Annotated in this window: 23 protein-coding genes; 20 read left to right on the plus strand and 3 right to left on the minus strand. The window is 41.3% G+C overall.

The genetic code is table 11. The annotated features are described in order from the left end of the window. Positions 1-35: 35 nt before the first annotated feature. From LQ216_RS10150 to LQ216_RS10170, 5 genes are all read left to right on the plus strand, one after another. Positions 36-323 carry an AbrB/MazE/SpoVT family DNA-binding domain-containing protein gene (locus tag LQ216_RS10150; RefSeq protein ID WP_230129193.1) on the plus strand — a complete coding sequence of 96 codons (288 nt, stop codon included), beginning with the start codon at positions 36-38 and terminating at the stop codon, positions 321-323. Continuing rightward, positions 316-747, plus strand: a complete 432-nt coding sequence (locus LQ216_RS10155; RefSeq protein ID WP_230129194.1) for a PIN domain-containing protein — start codon at positions 316-318, stop codon at positions 745-747. The genes LQ216_RS10150 and LQ216_RS10155 overlap by 8 nt, the downstream gene beginning before the upstream one ends. 80 nt (positions 748-827) lie before the next feature. Beyond that, on the plus strand, positions 828-1,322 hold the full coding sequence (locus LQ216_RS10160; RefSeq protein ID WP_230129195.1) for a DinB family protein: 495 nt from the start codon (positions 828-830) through the stop codon (positions 1,320-1,322). Between the two features lie 126 nt (positions 1,323-1,448). Beyond that, complete coding sequence (locus LQ216_RS10165; protein ID WP_230129196.1) at positions 1,449-2,039, plus strand: M15 family metallopeptidase; 591 nt, start codon at positions 1,449-1,451, stop codon at positions 2,037-2,039. Between the two features lie 81 nt (positions 2,040-2,120). Next, the gene (locus LQ216_RS10170) at positions 2,121-2,633 is read left to right on the plus strand and encodes an acyl-CoA thioesterase (protein WP_230129197.1); all 513 of its coding nucleotides are present in this window, start codon (positions 2,121-2,123) and stop codon (positions 2,631-2,633) included. 126 nt (positions 2,634-2,759) lie between these two features. Here LQ216_RS10170 and LQ216_RS10175 read toward each other — a convergent pair whose 3' ends face one another. Next, positions 2,760-3,395, minus strand: a complete 636-nt coding sequence (locus LQ216_RS10175) for a Bax inhibitor-1/YccA family protein (protein WP_230129198.1) — start codon at positions 3,393-3,395, stop codon at positions 2,760-2,762. Positions 3,396-3,566: 171 nt separating this feature from the next. Between LQ216_RS10175 and LQ216_RS10180 the strand changes: the two genes are divergently transcribed. Further along, positions 3,567-3,743 (plus strand): hypothetical protein, encoded by a 177-nt coding sequence (locus LQ216_RS10180; RefSeq protein WP_230129199.1) that lies wholly within the window; start codon positions 3,567-3,569, stop codon positions 3,741-3,743. Between the two features lie 381 nt (positions 3,744-4,124). Further along, positions 4,125-5,168, plus strand: coding sequence for a M42 family metallopeptidase (locus LQ216_RS10185; protein ID WP_230129352.1), 1,044 nt, complete (start codon positions 4,125-4,127; stop codon positions 5,166-5,168). Between the two features lie 43 nt (positions 5,169-5,211). Here the strand turns inward: LQ216_RS10185 and LQ216_RS10190 are convergent, their stop codons facing one another. Next, a complete protein-coding gene (locus LQ216_RS10190) occupies positions 5,212-5,331 on the minus strand; it encodes a 3-methyladenine DNA glycosylase (protein WP_230129200.1) in 120 nt (39 codons plus the stop codon). Between the two features lie 141 nt (positions 5,332-5,472). Here LQ216_RS10190 and LQ216_RS10195 point away from each other — a divergent pair, with 141 nt between their 5' ends. From LQ216_RS10195 to LQ216_RS10215, 5 genes are all read left to right on the plus strand, one after another. Next, positions 5,473-5,772, plus strand: coding sequence for a DUF3817 domain-containing protein (locus tag LQ216_RS10195; protein WP_230129201.1), 300 nt, complete (start codon positions 5,473-5,475; stop codon positions 5,770-5,772). A gap of 196 nt (positions 5,773-5,968) precedes the next feature. Further along, positions 5,969-6,775 (plus strand): cyanophycinase, encoded by an 807-nt coding sequence (locus LQ216_RS10200; protein WP_230129202.1) that lies wholly within the window; start codon positions 5,969-5,971, stop codon positions 6,773-6,775. Positions 6,776-6,777: 2 nt separating this feature from the next. Next, positions 6,778-9,393, plus strand: coding sequence for a cyanophycin synthetase (cphA, locus tag LQ216_RS10205; RefSeq protein WP_230129203.1), 2,616 nt, complete (start codon positions 6,778-6,780; stop codon positions 9,391-9,393). Positions 9,394-9,706: 313 nt separating this feature from the next. Next, entirely contained in the window at positions 9,707-11,185 is a 1,479-nt protein-coding gene (locus tag LQ216_RS10210; RefSeq protein ID WP_230129204.1) for a UDP-N-acetylmuramoyl-L-alanyl-D-glutamate--2,6-diaminopimelate ligase, read from the plus strand. Between the two features lie 92 nt (positions 11,186-11,277). Continuing rightward, a complete protein-coding gene (locus LQ216_RS10215) occupies positions 11,278-11,604 on the plus strand; it encodes a DUF3243 family protein (protein WP_230129205.1) in 327 nt (108 codons plus the stop codon). A 123-nt stretch (positions 11,605-11,727) separates the two neighbouring features. Here LQ216_RS10215 and LQ216_RS10220 read toward each other — a convergent pair whose 3' ends face one another. After that, complete coding sequence (locus LQ216_RS10220; RefSeq protein ID WP_230129206.1) at positions 11,728-12,597, minus strand: glycerophosphodiester phosphodiesterase family protein; 870 nt, start codon at positions 12,595-12,597, stop codon at positions 11,728-11,730. A gap of 116 nt (positions 12,598-12,713) precedes the next feature. Here LQ216_RS10220 and LQ216_RS10225 point away from each other — a divergent pair, with 116 nt between their 5' ends. From LQ216_RS10225 to LQ216_RS10260, 8 genes are all read left to right on the plus strand, one after another. After that, positions 12,714-12,932 (plus strand): DUF1659 domain-containing protein, encoded by a 219-nt coding sequence (locus LQ216_RS10225; protein WP_230129207.1) that lies wholly within the window; start codon positions 12,714-12,716, stop codon positions 12,930-12,932. Between the two features lie 34 nt (positions 12,933-12,966). Next, positions 12,967-13,185: a DUF2922 domain-containing protein gene (locus tag LQ216_RS10230; RefSeq protein ID WP_230129208.1), complete on the plus strand. Its 219-nt coding sequence runs from the start codon at positions 12,967-12,969 to the stop codon at positions 13,183-13,185. Positions 13,186-13,265: 80 nt separating this feature from the next. Continuing rightward, on the plus strand, positions 13,266-13,424 hold the full coding sequence (locus tag LQ216_RS10235) for a YvrJ family protein (RefSeq protein ID WP_230129209.1): 159 nt from the start codon (positions 13,266-13,268) through the stop codon (positions 13,422-13,424). A gap of 70 nt (positions 13,425-13,494) precedes the next feature. Then, a complete protein-coding gene (locus tag LQ216_RS10240; protein WP_230129210.1) occupies positions 13,495-13,839 on the plus strand; it encodes a hypothetical protein in 345 nt (114 codons plus the stop codon). Positions 13,840-14,118: 279 nt separating this feature from the next. Continuing rightward, the gene (locus LQ216_RS10245; protein ID WP_230129211.1) at positions 14,119-14,343 is read left to right on the plus strand and encodes a hypothetical protein; all 225 of its coding nucleotides are present in this window, start codon (positions 14,119-14,121) and stop codon (positions 14,341-14,343) included. Further along, the gene (locus tag LQ216_RS10250; protein WP_230129212.1) at positions 14,321-14,545 is read left to right on the plus strand and encodes a hypothetical protein; all 225 of its coding nucleotides are present in this window, start codon (positions 14,321-14,323) and stop codon (positions 14,543-14,545) included. Before LQ216_RS10245 ends, LQ216_RS10250 begins: the two co-directional genes overlap by 23 nt. Then, positions 14,523-14,828, plus strand: coding sequence for a hypothetical protein (locus tag LQ216_RS10255; protein ID WP_230129213.1), 306 nt, complete (start codon positions 14,523-14,525; stop codon positions 14,826-14,828). The genes LQ216_RS10250 and LQ216_RS10255 overlap by 23 nt, the downstream gene beginning before the upstream one ends. 45 nt (positions 14,829-14,873) lie before the next feature. Next, a complete protein-coding gene (locus LQ216_RS10260) occupies positions 14,874-16,184 on the plus strand; it encodes an MFS transporter (RefSeq protein WP_230129214.1) in 1,311 nt (436 codons plus the stop codon). The last annotated feature ends 10 nt before the right edge of the window (positions 16,185-16,194 follow it).

Here is a 16,194-nt window from a genome sequence, read left to right on the forward strand (position 1 = left end):
TGAATACTAAGTAATGAGAAAAAGGTGAGTAAGAAATGGATGAACTATTATCGGGTAAAGTTACTGAAAAAGGACAAGTCACCATCCCCATACAAGTACGTGAAAAGCTAAATATAAGATCTGGTGATCGGCTCGCATATTTAATTGATGATCAAGAAGAAGAGATAAGGATAAAAGTAATAAAGCAAACCACTGTTGAGGACGTTTTCGGAATTTTTAAAGTAGATAAATCATTAACTTTTGACATAGAAAGAGAAATAGCGCATGAAAATGTTTCTGCTAAATACAGACAAAGCATTAAGGGAGACAAAGAAATTGAGTAATCGGATGAGGCTGGATGCTAACGTTCTATTGAGAGTTGCTACGGGTGCTCCAGAAGAAGTGGCTATCAAAGCAAAGCAGTTATTCCAATCAGTCGCTAAACAAAATATCAAATTAATAGTTCCAACTCTGGTTGCTGCTGAATGCTGTTGGGTACTAAGCGGCGTGTATGAATTTAATCGATTTCAAATCAGAGACGGATTATCAAAGATTTTTAGTTTGCCTTTCATTGAATTAGAAGATTCTTTTGTATTAAAAGCATTAAATGATTATGCTGAAAAAAATATTGATTTTATAGATGCATATTTAGGCAACTCTTCAAAAGAAATTCCAATCATCACATGGAATGAGAAACACTTTAAAAGGTTGCCATGTGAATTTTTCACCCCTGAACAAATGCTAGACAATTTAAAGAGCGAAATTTGATATTATTGTATTCTGAATAAAGAAACAGATATAATTTTGGGGAAGCACTTTACGTGAGGACCTAAGAAGGGGGAAAGAGTATGCAGGAAAATATGTCAATCCGCGAGGAACTATTAAAAAGTGTAGACGGTTTATCAGACCAGCAGTTAAATGAAAAAGTAGAAGCGGGTAGCTGGACGATCATGCAGGTTTTGGAGCATCTTTATTTAATGGAAACGGTTATCGCAATGGGCATTTCTAAAGAGCTGGCAAATGATCAAAGCGAGCCTGCTCCATCAAAGCCTATCCATTTATCGGTTAACAGAACAACAAAAGTCGAGGCGCCTTCATTTGTAATTCCTTCAGACAACTTTATCATCCTCGAAGAAATAAAGAAAAAATTGATTGAATCTAGAAAAACACTGATTCAAGTTACTGAAGGTATTTCCCCGCAAGACTTGGAGCAAAAATCCTTTCCTCATCCCATATTTGGTCCATTAAACTTAAAACAATGGATTCCATTTGTAGGCTTTCATGAAAAAAGGCATCTCGGCCAAATTGAAGAATTAAAGGAAAAATTGACTGATTTAACCTAGATACCTGCCTTAGTCCACCTGATTATCTAGGTGGATTTTTTCAGGTAGATCCCCTCATCCAGAATTACTTGGAATTATTTTTCCCTGACTTCCCTTTGTACTTGTGAAATAATAAAAGGAATAAATATGTTTGCAATCTTAGAATTGACAGAACGGAAGGAGTATATAGTGCTCGGTAAATTTATCAGAATTATATTTTTCATTTCACTGATTATACTGTTGCCAGTATGGTTGGTTTACTATTATCTTTTCCCTCCCGACCTTGAAGAAGTTGAGTTGCCTGACAGCCTTCATCCGGTAGTGGCAGAAAAAAGGGACATTCTTGTTAGAAGGACCAGTGAGACAGGCATTCCCATTCTCATCACTGCCGGCTTCAGGTTGAGTGAGGAACAGGATGAATTATACGAACAGGGAAGGTCACAGCCGGGGAACATCGTGACGAATGCTAAAGGCGGTGAATCGCTTCATAATTTTGGACTCGCCATCGACTTTGCCTTACTTAACAAAAAAGGGGAAGCGATTTGGGATATGGAGTATGATGGCAACGCAAATGGTAAACCAGACTGGGATGAAGTAGTAGCCATCGCGAAGGAAGAAGGCTTCGAATGGGGAGGAGATTTTATGGGACAATTCAAAGATTATCCTCATTTTCAAATGGATTTCGGCTTAAGTCTTAGGGAACTGCAGCGGGGACATAGGCCTCCCGGGAGTGAGTAGGCAGCTTGTAACAGTTACAAGCTTCGGTTATGTTATTAAGGAAAAGAGTAAAGAATTTAAAGATGAAGGAGTTCAGTATCGATGGAAGAAACAAAACATAACAGGGATTCGCTGGTCATTAAGACGAGCATTGTCCTTCCGCCTGATACGAATAATTTAGGGACGATGTTCGGAGGTAAATTGATGGCTTATATTGATGATGTAGCTGCCATTTCCGCCATGCGTCACTCGAGAACAAATTCAGTAACTGCCTCAATGGATTCCATCGATTTCCTGCATCCGATTTATGAAGGAAACTCAGTTTGCCTCGAGGGGTTTGTCACATTTACTGGACGATCCTCCATGGAGGTCATGGTGAAAGTGATCGCTGAGGATTTATTGACAGGGGAGCGCAACATTTGTGCGATATCTTTTTTAACATTCGTGGCGATTGATGTAAATGGTAAACCAACACCTGTTCCAAAGCTAAACCCGCAAACCGAACTGGAAAAGAATCTCTATGAAACAGGAAAGCAAAGAGCCGAGATGCGCAAAAAAAGAAGAAAAGAAACGGCATTAATCGCAAGCACATTCGGATCAGATCTTCCATGGTAAATAAAGAAAACTCGTCGATTTACGAGCCGTAAGGCAGAGACGTAGTTGCACTTATGCAGAAAGGAAATTTTATCCTTTTCTGCTAACAAAAGGTGTCCTGCATTTTTTTGTATGGACACCTTTTTATTAGTCATCGCTTGATAAAATTCCGAAAAATCGAAGGATATTCACGAACAGATTGATAAAATCAAGATAAAGATTCAATGCCATTAACGGCACCTCTTCAGCACTCACTCCATATTGTTTCATTCGGTTAAAATCATATAAAACATATCCGCTGAAAACGAGAATCCCGATAAAGGAATATACCAGCATCGCAGTCGAGCCGAGCGGTGAAAAGATGTTGAAAATAGAAATCACGATCAACGCAAGCAACGCAGCCATCAGCATACCACCGAGGAAGGTTAAGTCACGCTTGGTTTTCGTTGCATAAAGCGCCAAACCTCCGAAAACTACAGTCGTCGTCACCCCGGCCAGCAACACTACATCAGCGCCCGCTGCCGCGGCATAGTAAGCTACGATAGGATATGTGGTGATTCCTGAAATAAAGGTAAAGGTGTAAAGAAAGGTGTAGCCAATTGCCTTTTTTCTTCTTAAAAAGAAAGCAGCAACGAGCATGACCAGCTCAAGAATGGCCAGTGGCAGAAATAAAGCGGGCGGGACATACACCCCGATTGCCATCCCAAGTACTGAAACTGCCAAAGAAAGTGCAAAAATTCTTAGCACAGAAGGCATATGACTATCTGCCGTTTGAGTATACATGAAAATTCCCCCAATGTTCTATTTACATTTTCTACGGATGTGGATTCAATTAAGTTTCACTTATTATAAATTTTACGAAAGACCCACCTCCAATTATATCGTCGGAAAAGAATAGTTTTACAGGTCCGTTATTAGGATAAATAGGTAGAAACAGGAATGAGGGGTGAGGATATGGAAATAAGGAATCCGGAACAGACACTAAGAGAAATGGAAATCATTCTTACAGATGCACTTCACCGCAATCTAAATCCTTTGGAGCAGGAAATTGTAAATGATGCAGTGGCCTATCAGGATGAAAAGCGAATTGCATTTTTAGAGCTCATAAAGGAGTTGATTAACAAAACGTAATTTGCGAGCGGTTAACTGAATTTGCGAGCGAAGATCCGAATTTACGAGCGGTTATCTGAATTTACGAGCGAAGATCCGAATTTACGAGCGGTTATCTGAATTTACGAGCGGTTATCCGGATTTACGAGCGGTTCTCTAAATTTACGAGCGGTTATCCGGATTTACGAGCGGTTATCTGAATTTACGAGCGGTTATCCGGATTTACGAGCGGTTATCTGAATTTACGAGCGGTTATCTGAATTTGCAAGCGATAATCCAAATTTGCGAGCGATATCTAAATTTGTTTTAATATAAGAAAACCTGCCGATCGGCGGGTTTTCTTTCTAAAATACATATAAAAACATTATAATCAGAAAAAAAGAAGGAGGAATCATTTTGACAATTATCAACGAAAAAGAAATCGTTACATACATAAAAGATTTAGTTTCAATACCGAGTCCTTCGGGTTATACAGAAGAGGCGATTTCATATGTGGCCTCGTTTATGGATGAAAGAGGGATTTCTTATCAGATCACCAATAAGGGTGCGTTGATTGCTTCGTTAGTAGGGGATGACGACAGTAGGCACAGATTGCTTACGGCCCATGTAGACACACTAGGTTCAATGGTGAAGGAAATCAAAAGCAACGGTCGGCTTCGTTTGACAATGATCGGAGGCTTTCGTTGGAATTCAGTTGAAGGGGAGTATTGTAAAATCCACACAGCAGACGGAAACGTATACACCGGTACGATCCTAATCAATCAGACGTCCGTGCACGTATATAAAAACGCGGGGGATGCCAAGCGTGATGAGACTACTATCGAAGTAAGGATAGACGAGCCAGTAAAGACAAAAACTGAAACGGAAGCATTGGGGATTTCTGTAGGTGATTTTGTTTCCTTCGAACCAAGAGTGGAGGAAACAGCAAGTGGGTTCTTGAAATCAAGACATCTTGACGATAAAGCGAGTGTCGGAATTTTGCTTCACCTCATTGAACTTGTTCAGAAAGGCACGATTCGATTGAGCTATACTACTCATTTTCTGATTTCCAATAATGAAGAGATCGGGTATGGAGGAAACTCCAATATCCCCGCTAAAACGGTTGAGTATATCGCGATCGATATGGGGGCGATCGGTGAGGGACAATCGACAGACGAATATAGCGTCTCCATTTGTGCCAAGGATTCCTCGGGACCTTACCACTATAAATTGCGGCAGCATTTAATCTCCCTGGCAAAGGAAAACAAAGTGGACTACCGTGTGGATATCTACCCATATTACAACTCGGACGCATCTGCTGCAATTCGGGCGGGTCATGATGTAGCCCACGGCTTAATCGGTCCGGGCATCGATGCTTCCCACGCCTTTGAACGGACACATGCCAGCTCACTCGGGCACACCGCCAATTTGTTGCATCATTATTTAGAATCCCCGCTCATAAAATAATGATGGTAAAAGCCTGCTCAAATTCGAGCAGGCTTCTAAGTCGCTATTTTTGGGGAGGATCATTTTTATCAGGATCTCTTTGGGCACTGATATCTTGGTTCTGGTCTTTCTTTTTATCCTGTTCCACAGAATCGTTCTCATTTCGTTTGTTGTTCTCTGCCATGCTTGTTTCCTCCTTTAATCATCTATAGTCTGTTTTACCCTAACGGAGCTATAAAAAACGTGATGCTAATCCAGAAAAAATAAGTAACTTTTATAAAATCAGGTTATAATTAACTTATTGCGTAAAAAATGGAGGATACATATGTTACAATCACCAATCAGGCTGTTTCGTTTTATGGGATTCATCGAAGGAGGATCGCTACTTTTATTGCTGGCGATTGCTATGCCTTTAAAGTATTTTATGGATATGCCGATTGCCGTAAGAATTGTCGGTTCCTTGCATGGTCTGTTTTTCATCGTGTATATATTGGTTATCGCATATACAGCTTTTAAAGTCCGTTGGTTTTGGAAGTGGGTCATTGGAGCGGTTGCCGTCGCATTCATTCCATTTGGCAATTTTATATTAGATTCCATTCTCCAAAAAAAGATTGAAAAGGAATAAAGAGGCACCCGCTGAGAAAAAATCCGGCGGGTGTTTTTTATATAAGAAATTGTCAGATGAAAAATATGAATGTTTCATTAGCGATTTATACATAATACAAAGTATGCATTTTCAACAGAGACCTCAGAGAAACGTTAACTGAGATCCTGTTTTGTTGGAGAGTTTTATACTATCAATAGTAAAGGTGAGAGCATTCATGAGTCCTGGTGAATTATTGATTATTGGCGGAGCAGAAGAAAAATTCCATGGCGGAGAGGTTTTGAGCAAATTTGTCGAGTTGGCAGGGAGACAAAACCGAGGCATTGGCATTCTTCCGACAGCATCGAAGATTCCTGAAGACGTTAGTTCTGATTACATCCAAACATTTAAACAGCTTGGTGTAGAACGGATTGAAGTGATTGATGTAGATTCAAGAGAACGTGCTGAAGATCCGTCCATCACGGGACTTGTTGACTCACTTTCCGCTATCTTTATTACAGGCGGCGATCAGAGCAGGCTTTCCGAACTTATTGGCGGTACGAAATTGCATGAAACCTTAATGACGCAATGGAAAAAAGGCATGGTTCTGGCAGGGACGAGTGCGGGTGCATCGATTATGGCTAAACAAATGATCGTAGCAGCTGACACATTGCTGAATGATGACAAACTAAAAGTTGAATTAGGCATTGGGTTTGGATTTATGGATCATATGCTTATTGACCAGCACTTCTCCCAGCGGGGAAGGTTTGACCGATTATTGAGCGCCATCGCGGAAAACAAAGAAATCATTGGAATCGGCATCGATGAAAATACAGCCATTTTAATCAGTGATAACAAATTTGAAGTATTTGGCGAACATCAGGTTCTCGTTATAGACGGAAAGAGCAGCAATTACATTAACATTAAAACATCCGAAAATGGCAGCGAGGAGCTGACAATTTCCGGATTTCAATTACACACACTTACTGAAGGCTATAGTTTTGATCTCATCAAACGAAAATTAATTCTCAAAAAGGGGATATAAGAATGAAAATCAACCTTGTAAGGTATTTGAAAGGTCCTAACTACTTTTCATATAAACCGACGATGTTTATAGAAGTGGATATAGAGGATTTGGAGCTACAGCCATCAGATACAATACCTGGTTTTAACGAAACCCTTGTAAAAACATTGCCGGGTTTGAAAAAGCATACCTGTTCGCCGGGGGTTGAAGGCGGATTTATCCAGCGCTTGACTCGCGGAACATGGATGGGACACATATTGGAGCATATGGCAATCGAGCTCCAAATAGCAGCTGGTATAGATGTCAAACGCGGGAAGACCATAACCGGCGAAAAGCTTGGCATATATTATGTCACTTTCAACTTCAAAGAACCTAAATCAGGGTTTCATTCCTTCAAGGCAGCCATGGAAATTGCCGGGCGCATTTTAGCGGGAGAAAAAAATATCGATGCTACAGCCTACATTGATCAAGTAGCAGATCTTTTTTATAAAAATAAACTGGGACCGAGCACCGAATCCATCTATAACGCCGCGATTCAGGCGAAAATACCGGTAGAGAGAATTGGGGATGACAGCCTGCTCCGTTTGGGAACAGGATCGAAACAAAAATTTGTACAAGCCACGATCAGCAGCCAAACATCGAATATTGCTGTAGAAAATTCATGTGATAAGCAAATGACGAAAGAAATCTTAAAGAGCTGCGGCCTCCCGGTTCCGCATGGAGAAGTAGTATCGTCCATGACGGAAATCTTTAAAGCGGCAGACAAAATCGGGTTTCCGCTTGTTATTAAGCCACTGAACGGAAGGCAAGGGCAGGGAGTCATTACCAATATAAAAAATAAAGCCGAGCTTTTCAATGTTGTAAATTGTCTTGAAAAACATGTGGATAAATATATACTTGAGCGGCATTTTGAAGGCAATGATTACCGACTGATGGTAGTGAACAATGTCTTTATTGCCGCGAGTCTACGGGTTCCGCCGTTTGTAATCGGAAATGGAAAGGACACAATCCTGGACTTGATTAAAGAAGAAAATGAGAACCCGCTTAGAGGAAACGGACATGAGAAACCGATGTCAAAAATTCCATATAATCATACCGTAACCTGTTATTTGGAAAAGCTGGATTTAACCCTTAACTCTGTGCCTGACAAGGGTAAGATCATTCAGGTTGTCGGGAATGCCAATTTGTCGACCGGCGGAAAAGCGATTGACGTCACTGATCAAGTACATCCATCGATCAAGGAAATTGCGATTACAGCGGTCAAAGCGATTGGTCTTGATATTGCCGGGATTGATTTCATCTGTAAAGATATTTCAGAGCCGTTTAATAAAAATACGATGGCGATTATCGAAATTAATGCAGCTCCTGGCATCAGAATGCATCATTATCCAAGTGAAGGTAAAAAGCATGATGTCGGAAAAGCGATTGTCAATTATCTCTTTAAAAGCCGGAAGGAATCAGCCATTCCGATTATTTCCGTGACGGGGACAAACGGTAAGACGACTACTGCGAGGCTCGTAAGTTTTTTTCTTTCGAAAGAAGGCGTGACCGTTGGAATGACGAATTCTGACGGAGTTTACATTAACAACATAAGCATTGACGCCGGAGATTGCAGCGGCCCCATCAGTGCGAGGAAAATCTTAAGCAATCCCGCTGTCGATTTTGCTGTGCTCGAAACGGCAAGGGGCGGCATCCTTCGGGAAGGTCTTGCCTTTCGACATTGTGAAGTCGGAATTGTCACGAATGTCTCGGAAGATCATCTCGGCATTGATGGCATCCAAACGTTTGAACATTTAGTCAAATTGAAGCGGTTGATTCCCGAAGTTGTGATAGATGACGGTTATTGCATCTTAAATGCGGATGATGAGAATGTGGCCAAAATGGCTGAGCACACGGACGCACAAGTGATATATACGTCGGTTTGTCAGGATAATCCTTACATCAGCGGGGCAATAAATGATATGAAAAGGGCCTGGTTTGTTGATGATAAGGGCTGGATCGTCTATGCTTCAAAAGGAATTCTGAGGAAAATCCTGCCCTGTAAAGAAATACCGATAACGATCGGGGGATTCGCCAAGCACAATATTTCCAATCTGCTTCAAGCGATGGCCGCAGCCCATACCCAAGGAGTTTCATTGAATGAATTAAAAGAAAAAGCCCTTTTATTCACTCCCAATGTTGACCTTTCAAAAGGAAGGTTCAATAAAAGGGAAATGAAAGAACGGACGATCATTGTTGATTATGCCCATAATGTTTCTGGCATGGAGGCCATCTATGATACTGTAAAAGAATTTCCAAGTAAAAGGGTGATTACCGTCCTGGCTGGGCCTGGTGACAGAAAAAACGAAGACATCAAGAACATGGCCTATGTCGCAGCCGAGCAAAGTGATCTTTTGGTTATAAAGGAAGATGATGATCTGCGCGACAGAAAGCAGTATGAAATGGCCAATCTCATCCAGGCTACCGCCATGGAGCGTCACCTGAGCAAACAACAGGCCCTTGTCGTTCTTAATGAGCTGGACGCCTTTAAGAGGGCATGGGAGCTTTCAAAGCCGGGTGACCTGCTGCTGTTCTTCTATACAGACTTTGGATACGTAAATCAATTCTTTGAACTGGTTGGGAAACATCAGCTGCAATAAATCAGACCAGAGCAGCATAATAAAGAATTGGGACTGTTTGCTTTTTGTCAAACAGTCCTTTTGCATTTTGAGAAACACAAAACCCCGTACAACTATTATCAAAGACGTGCCAACCTCAAAAAAGATCCGCCTTTCGAAAAAAATTATCCATTTAAATAAGGTGAAAAGTTTCAAGGAGGGTAAAGAGATTAAATCTGTGCTTCTTTTTTATAAAACAAACGCCTGTAAATCCATAAATTCCTTTGTTAGAAAGGGGGCTAGATGGGAAAACGAATAATATAACATCTACGAAAAAACCTGAAGGAGTGTACCGATGGGAATATCACAGCTTCTCGATTCCATTAAGGAACTCACAGTGCAGATATCAGCTATCCCAGAAATTGATATTACCGGTATTGAAATGAATTCACAAAAGGTTCAGGATGGATTTATTTTTATTGCCGTGCCCGGGTATACTTTCGACGGACATCATTTTATCGAGGACGCGATTCAAAGAGGGGCCGCTGTCATTGTCGGTGAGCAAGGCTTGGATCTGGCAGTGCCATATATACGAGTAACGAACAGCAGGAAGGCGGTTGCTAGACTAGCTAGTGCATTTTATGGATATCCAGCCGGTAAGCATAAATTAATCGGGATTACCGGAACGAATGGCAAAACGACCGTTTCTTATATGTTAAAGCATATTTTTGATGTGGCCGGTCTTTCTTGTTCTTTGTTAGGAACGGTATCATACATAATCAACGGGGAAAAGGTGAAGTCTGGCCATACGACTCCAGATGCCATTCAGCTGCAAAAGCTGTTGGCAAAAAGCAATGACGAATTCGTGATTATGGAGGTTTCTTCACATTCCTTGGATCAGTTTAGGGTGGAATGTCTTGAATTTGACTTAACGATATTTACAAATTTAGGCCATGACCACCTTGATTACCATCAAACTATGGATAATTATTTTTCAGTAAAATCGAGCCTGTTCCATAACTATTTAAAAAAAGATGGAAAAGCGATTATCAATCACTTCGATGAATGGGGAGTTAAACTTACCCAATCCTTACTAGTCAAACAAATTGATGTTTTCACGATTGGTAATCCACCTCGCAACGATATTTGTATCGATGAAATTGAAATAGCAGAAGGAAGTCGCTTTAGACTTACAGATGGAAGTAACCAGCACCGAGTAAGCCTGACATTTCCCGGAGTGCATAACATGTATAACGCAGCCCTCGCTTTTTCAGCAGCTAAGATCGTAGGTATACCGGAAGAAATAATCATAAAAGCGTTAGCGACGTTCGATGGTGTCCCCGGGAGGTTTGAGATATATACTCATCCCTCCGGAGCAACGTTTGTCATTGATTATGCACATACCCGTGATGCGGTGGAATATTGCCTTAAAACAGCCAAATATTTAGGGGCCAAACACATTTCACATATTTACGGCTTTCGAGGAGGAAGGGATACAACAAAACGAGAGCAAATCGTTCAGACTTCAGCTGTGATGAGTGACAATTTCACCTTAACCTTTGACGACTTGAATGGGGTGGGGGAGGATTCCATGGAAATCGAACTAATGATGCTTGCTCATCGGTTCGGAAACGGGAAAGGAAAAGTAATACCGGACAGAACGCTTGCCATTTTATATGCCTGGATGGATGCCAGGGAAGGAGATTGGATTTTCATTACCGGTAAAGGTCCTGAATCATACAAAGAATTGTTTTCTTTGCCGGTGTCATCAGACAGGGAAATGATCGAAACGCTCATGCAAGTTGAAGGTGAATATGGAACTTCTTTTATGTAATATCGAAAGTCTCTATATTTGCCATCTTAAATGTTTGACAATCCCTGAATTCGGGCATTGAATACACATACCAGCGAAAGGAGAGATATGTTATGGATAATTCTTTTAATACGAACAATACTGCGAGTGAAGGAAATGTTGAAGAGAAATTACAGTCTATGGGCGAAGAGAAAAAGGACGAGGTTCTATCCAGTTTTGAGACGTTTAAAAGCTATTTAAGTGACAAAGTTTCCAAAGGAGAAAGTCTGGGCATGAACGAGGAACAACTCGCGAAAACGGCTCAAAAGGTGGCAGATTATCTCGCTGATCATGAAGAACCGCGCAACCGCGAGGAAAAGCTGCTTCAGGAGCTTTGGAAATCCGGCAATGAGGAAGAACAGCATAAGCTTGCTCATATGCTTGTAAAAATGGTGCAGTAATTAAAAAGTCATATCGATTTTTAGTTTAATAAGATATTTCCCCCTGTTCGTTTTTAACGATCAGGGGGATTTGTTTTTTAATAAAAAAGTTAAAACTTCCTATCTGCATCAATAAAGCTAGGCTTAATTTCTGCATTTAAGGCTTCCCAATCGGTGAGTTTTCTTTAAATAATCGGGGAAGTCAGTAGCAATTCCATCAAGGTTCATCTTTTTGAATTTCTGTATTTGCTTTTCATTGTTGACGGTCCAGGTAAAGGCCTTCATTCCATTTAAATGAATCCTTTCCTTTAGCCTTTCATTCATCATCGTTTGCTTCGGGTTGACGAATTGCGCAAATGTCGATAATGCTTTTAATTTCCTTTCCGAAATGCCAGCCGGATTATGCTTTATCAGCACACCCGCCGGTATTGATGGTAAGAAAGAATGAAATTTTTTGACTGAAGCTGTGTCAAATGACTGAACCATAATTGAAGGATTTTCGCCATTGTGCAGGTTTCTTTTTACTATTGTCTCGGCCAGCTTTTTTTCTATTCCCGGATAGAGGGAAGGGCTCTTAAGTTCAATGAGTAAGCCTGTATGAGGCAAGACTTTATCGAATAATTCCTCAAGTGAAGGAATTCTTTCTTTCTTGAAGTCAGGATGAAACCAGCTTCCGGCATCTAGCTGCTGCAATTCGGCAAAATTATAATCCCTTACATAACCCTTTCCATTGGTAGTACGTTCCAAGGTAGGATCATGGATGACGACAAGATAGCCATCCCTGCTTAACTGGACATCGATTTCAATATAATCTGCGCCAAGCTCAACGGCTTTCTTACAAGAAGCCATCGTATTTTCCGGGCAATAGCCCGATGCACCCCGGTGGGCTATTATTAGCGGGGCAGAGGCCGGATTCCGATTTAGTTGGTTTTTAAGTGGTCTTTTTATTGTAGAAAATGCGGTGACAACAATTATCAGTATAAATAATCCCGCTGAGATAATCACTAGCTCCATACCGGATTTCTCCTTCTATTGGTTTCTACCCGATAACAGGCTTTCTAACATTTTTCATAAACATGCTACTTTTCCTTTCTTTCAAGTTATATAAAAAGCGAAAGGAGGTGAGCAGCATGGCAACCCAAAGCTTATATGCAAGCACATTAAGAATCACGTTTGAAACGGGCTTAAACGAAAAAGGTGAACCAATGCTTAAAAGAAAGGCGTTTTCAAACGTAAAGACATCGGCAACTGCAGATCAATTATTGCAAACCGCACAATCCTTGGCAAATCTGCAAATGCATACACTCGTTGAAATTGCACGTCAGGACACGGCAAATATTATCGTCTAATTTTCTTTATAAAAAGGAACAGGAGGTGAAATAGATGGCAAAAACACTGGAATTGATTTTTGTTACCCTGGAAGGAAAAACGGCATCCATTGCAATTGAGGAGCCAAAGGAGCCGGTAGATGTCATTGCAGTAAAGGCAGCAATGGACGCAATCCTTGCGGCTAACGTATTTTCCTCTCCATCGGGCAACTTTGTAGGCAAAAAAGGAGCGAGAGTCGTTGAAAGAAATGTAAGTGAGTACGAAGTCATCTAGTTAAAAAGGCTGGGGCATAGAACAGTTATGGCCCAGCCTTTCTTTAGGGAAAGAACTCATGTCAAAGGTAGGTGAATGAAATGGAACAACTGCTACCGTTTATCGGGGATGTCGGCTTTCCTATTGTGGTCACTCTTTATTTGCTTCACCGAATCGAGGCAAAGCTGGATGCACTCAACGATACGATGACCAATCTTCCTAACAGCTTGCGGGATGAACTTCAGGATAAATTCGGCTAACCGCACACCGTGGGGGGTCATGGAATCTATACCATGGCTCCTTTTTGCTGTGTAAATCTCTACTTAGTTCTTGGGAGAACTCCGCCTAAGGCTCGCTAATTTATTTGGTATCGAGCAGAAATTTCAGTTATCGAACAGAAATCAAAATAATCGAGCAGAAATTAATCAAACAGGAAACAAAACGAAAATTTCCGCAACGAAATCTGGACCTGGCAACAAAACAAAAATTTCGGCAGCGAAAGTCCCTGTTCCGGCAACAAAACCAGTTAAACCGGCAACTAAACGAAAATTTTGGCAACGAAATCTGGACCTGGCAACAAAACAAAAATTCCGGCAACGAAAGTCCCTGTTCCGGCAACAAAACCAGTCAAACTGGCAAGTAAACGAAAATTTTGGCAACGAAATCTGGACCTAGCAACAAAACAAAAATTCCGGCAACGAAAGTCCCTGTTCCAGCAACGAAACTAGTCAAACCGGCAACAAAATGAAAATTTTCGCAACAAAATCTGGACCTGGCAACAAAAAGAAAATTCCGGCAACCAAGGTCCCTGTTCCGGCAACGAAACTAGTCAAACCGGCAACAAAATGAAAATTTCGGCAACGAAATCTGGACCTGGCAACAAACGAAAATTCCGGCAACGAAAGTCCCTGTTCCGGCAACAAAACCAGTCAAACTGGCAACTAAACGAAAATTTTGGCAACGAAATCTGGACCTAGCAACAAAACGAAAATTCCGGCAACGAAAGTCCCTGTTCCGGCAACAAAACTAGATAAACCGGCAACAAAACGAAAATTCCGGCAACGAAATCTGGACCTGGCAACAAAACAAAAATTCCGGCAACCAAAGTCCCTGTTCCGGCAACAAAACCAGTCAAACTGGCAACAAAACGAAAATTTTGGCAACGAAATCTGGACCTAGCAACAAAACAAAAATTCCGGCAACCAAAGTCCCTGTTCCGGCAACAAAACCAGTCAAACTGGCAACAAAACGAAAATTTTGGCAACAAAATCTGGACCTGGCAACAAAACAAAAATTCCGGCAACGAAAGTCCCTGTTCCGGCAACAAAACCAGTCAAACTGGCAACTAAACGAAAATTTTGGCAACGAAATCTGGACCTAGCAACAAAACAAAAATTCCGGCAACGAAAGTCCCTGTTCCGGCAACGAAACTAGTTAAACCGGCAACGAAATCTGGACCTGGCAACAAAACGAAAATTCCGGCAACGAAAGTCCCTGTTCCGGCAACAAAACTAGTTTTAAACCGGCAACAAAATGAAAATTTTCGCAACAAAATCTGGACCTGGCAACAAAAAATAGGACTGGAAACAAAACGAAATTTCCGCAACGAAATCATGACTAGCAAAATTGTACACAAGATTATAAATAAGAAGGTTTTTTTGTAATTATATGGAATCCTATATAGAGATTAGAAAAAAGGGGTGGTTTATATGGAGCCTAAGATTGAAACGGTACCAGTCAAAAAGAAAGGGAATATAGCACTGTTCCTTTCAATGCCAGTATTGTCGTGGGCTTTATATGATTTTGCGAACACGATTTTTTCATCGAATATTAATACGATCTTCTTTCCGTTTTACCTGCAAGAGGTTGTCGGAGGCAATGAGGTACTCGATCAGATTGCCAGCACGTTTATTTCTTACGCGAATGCGATAGCAAGCCTTTTCCTTGTCATCTTCACTCCGTTATTTGGGGTTATGATTGACCGTACAGGTAAGAAGAAAAAATATATTATGATTTTTACGGTCATTGCGGTTCTTGGTACATTGTTTATGGGAGTGTTCGGAGGTCTTAAGCTAGACGGCGAGGTGTTTGGTGTACCGATGTCCCTGGCGCTTGTTATTATCCTGTTTATTATCGCTAAATTCTTTTATCATTCAAGCCTGGTGTTCTATGATGCCATGATTACAGACATTGGAAAAAAAGAGGATTTGCCGCTCATTTCGGGGTTCGGGGTGGCAGTAGGGTATATCGGGACGTTGGTGGGCTTAACCATTTATCCGTTTGTCGGAGAAAACGGGTCTCATCAAGCTTTCATTCCAACTGCTTTATTATTTCTTGCCTTCTCGCTGCCGTTATTTCTTTTCTTAAAAGAGAAACAGACAGTCCAAAGCGAAAGAATGCCATTTTTTTCAGGATACAAGGAAATTCTTCAGACGTTTAAGGAAATGAAAACTCATCGTCCTGTATTTACTTTTATGATTGCCTATTTTTTCTTGAATGACGCAATCGCCACGACGATTGGAATGATGGCTGTTTATGCAAAAGCGGTAGTCGGATTTTCATCAGGGGGATTCATTTTATTGTACCTTGTTTCAACGGTCTCCAGCATTATCGGGTCCTTCATCTTTGGTTATATTACGAAGGCGAAGGGGTCAAAAAAGGCGATTACCTATGTTGGTTTTCTATTATTGGTCGCTCTTGCGATTGCGGTGGCTGCCCCGAACGCAGCCTGGTTTTGGGTCGCGGGCAGTATGTTCGGTATCGCTCTTGGTTCTATGTGGGTAACTTCACGAACATTTATCGTCGAGCTGACACCGGAGGATAAGCGGGGTCAATTCTTCGGATTGTTTGCTTTCTCCGGGAAGGTCTCCTCGATTGTCGGCCCTTTCGTATACGGTACAATCACGCTGATCTTTGCGGATTTAGGTAATGTGGCCAGCCGCTTGGCTTTAGGATCTTTGATGATTATGACATTAATCGGGCTGCTCATTCTTGCCAGAGTGCGGGTGGCCATAGACTAAAGAAAAGGCA

Origin of the sequence: Bacillus sp. CECT 9360 (assembly GCF_918741275.1) — a bacterium.
In the GTDB taxonomy this organism is placed as follows: domain Bacteria; phylum Bacillota; class Bacilli; order Bacillales; family DSM-1321; genus Peribacillus.

Bases quoted from the DNA above. Each gene is read 5' to 3' on its own strand.
- LQ216_RS10190 (WP_230129200.1), bottom strand. From the start codon at position 5,331: ATGGCAGAGAACAACAAACGAAATGAGAACGATTCTGTGGAACAGGAT.
- LQ216_RS10175 (WP_230129198.1), bottom strand. From the start codon at position 3,395: ATGTATACTCAAACGGCAGATAGTCATATGCCTTCTGTGCTAAGAATT.
- LQ216_RS10230 (WP_230129208.1), top strand. From the start codon at position 12,967: ATGGCAAAAACACTGGAATTGATTTTTGTTACCCTGGAAGGAAAAACG.
- cphA (WP_230129203.1), top strand. From the start codon at position 6,778: ATGAAAATCAACCTTGTAAGGTATTTGAAAGGTCCTAACTACTTTTCA.
- LQ216_RS10160 (WP_230129195.1), top strand. From the start codon at position 828: ATGCAGGAAAATATGTCAATCCGCGAGGAACTATTAAAAAGTGTAGAC.
- LQ216_RS10195 (WP_230129201.1), top strand. From the start codon at position 5,473: ATGTTACAATCACCAATCAGGCTGTTTCGTTTTATGGGATTCATCGAA.
- LQ216_RS10215 (WP_230129205.1), top strand. From the start codon at position 11,278: ATGGATAATTCTTTTAATACGAACAATACTGCGAGTGAAGGAAATGTT.
- LQ216_RS10260 (WP_230129214.1), top strand. From the start codon at position 14,874: ATGGAGCCTAAGATTGAAACGGTACCAGTCAAAAAGAAAGGGAATATA.
- LQ216_RS10225 (WP_230129207.1), top strand. From the start codon at position 12,714: ATGGCAACCCAAAGCTTATATGCAAGCACATTAAGAATCACGTTTGAA.
- LQ216_RS10210 (WP_230129204.1), top strand. From the start codon at position 9,707: ATGGGAATATCACAGCTTCTCGATTCCATTAAGGAACTCACAGTGCAG.
- LQ216_RS10150 (WP_230129193.1), top strand. From the start codon at position 36: ATGGATGAACTATTATCGGGTAAAGTTACTGAAAAAGGACAAGTCACC.
- LQ216_RS10165 (WP_230129196.1), top strand. From the start codon at position 1,449: ATGTTTGCAATCTTAGAATTGACAGAACGGAAGGAGTATATAGTGCTC.
- LQ216_RS10170 (WP_230129197.1), top strand. From the start codon at position 2,121: ATGGAAGAAACAAAACATAACAGGGATTCGCTGGTCATTAAGACGAGC.
- LQ216_RS10220 (WP_230129206.1), bottom strand. From the start codon at position 12,597: ATGGAGCTAGTGATTATCTCAGCGGGATTATTTATACTGATAATTGTT.
- LQ216_RS10200 (WP_230129202.1), top strand. From the start codon at position 5,969: ATGAGTCCTGGTGAATTATTGATTATTGGCGGAGCAGAAGAAAAATTC.
- LQ216_RS10180 (WP_230129199.1), top strand. From the start codon at position 3,567: ATGGAAATAAGGAATCCGGAACAGACACTAAGAGAAATGGAAATCATT.
- LQ216_RS10235 (WP_230129209.1), top strand. From the start codon at position 13,266: ATGGAACAACTGCTACCGTTTATCGGGGATGTCGGCTTTCCTATTGTG.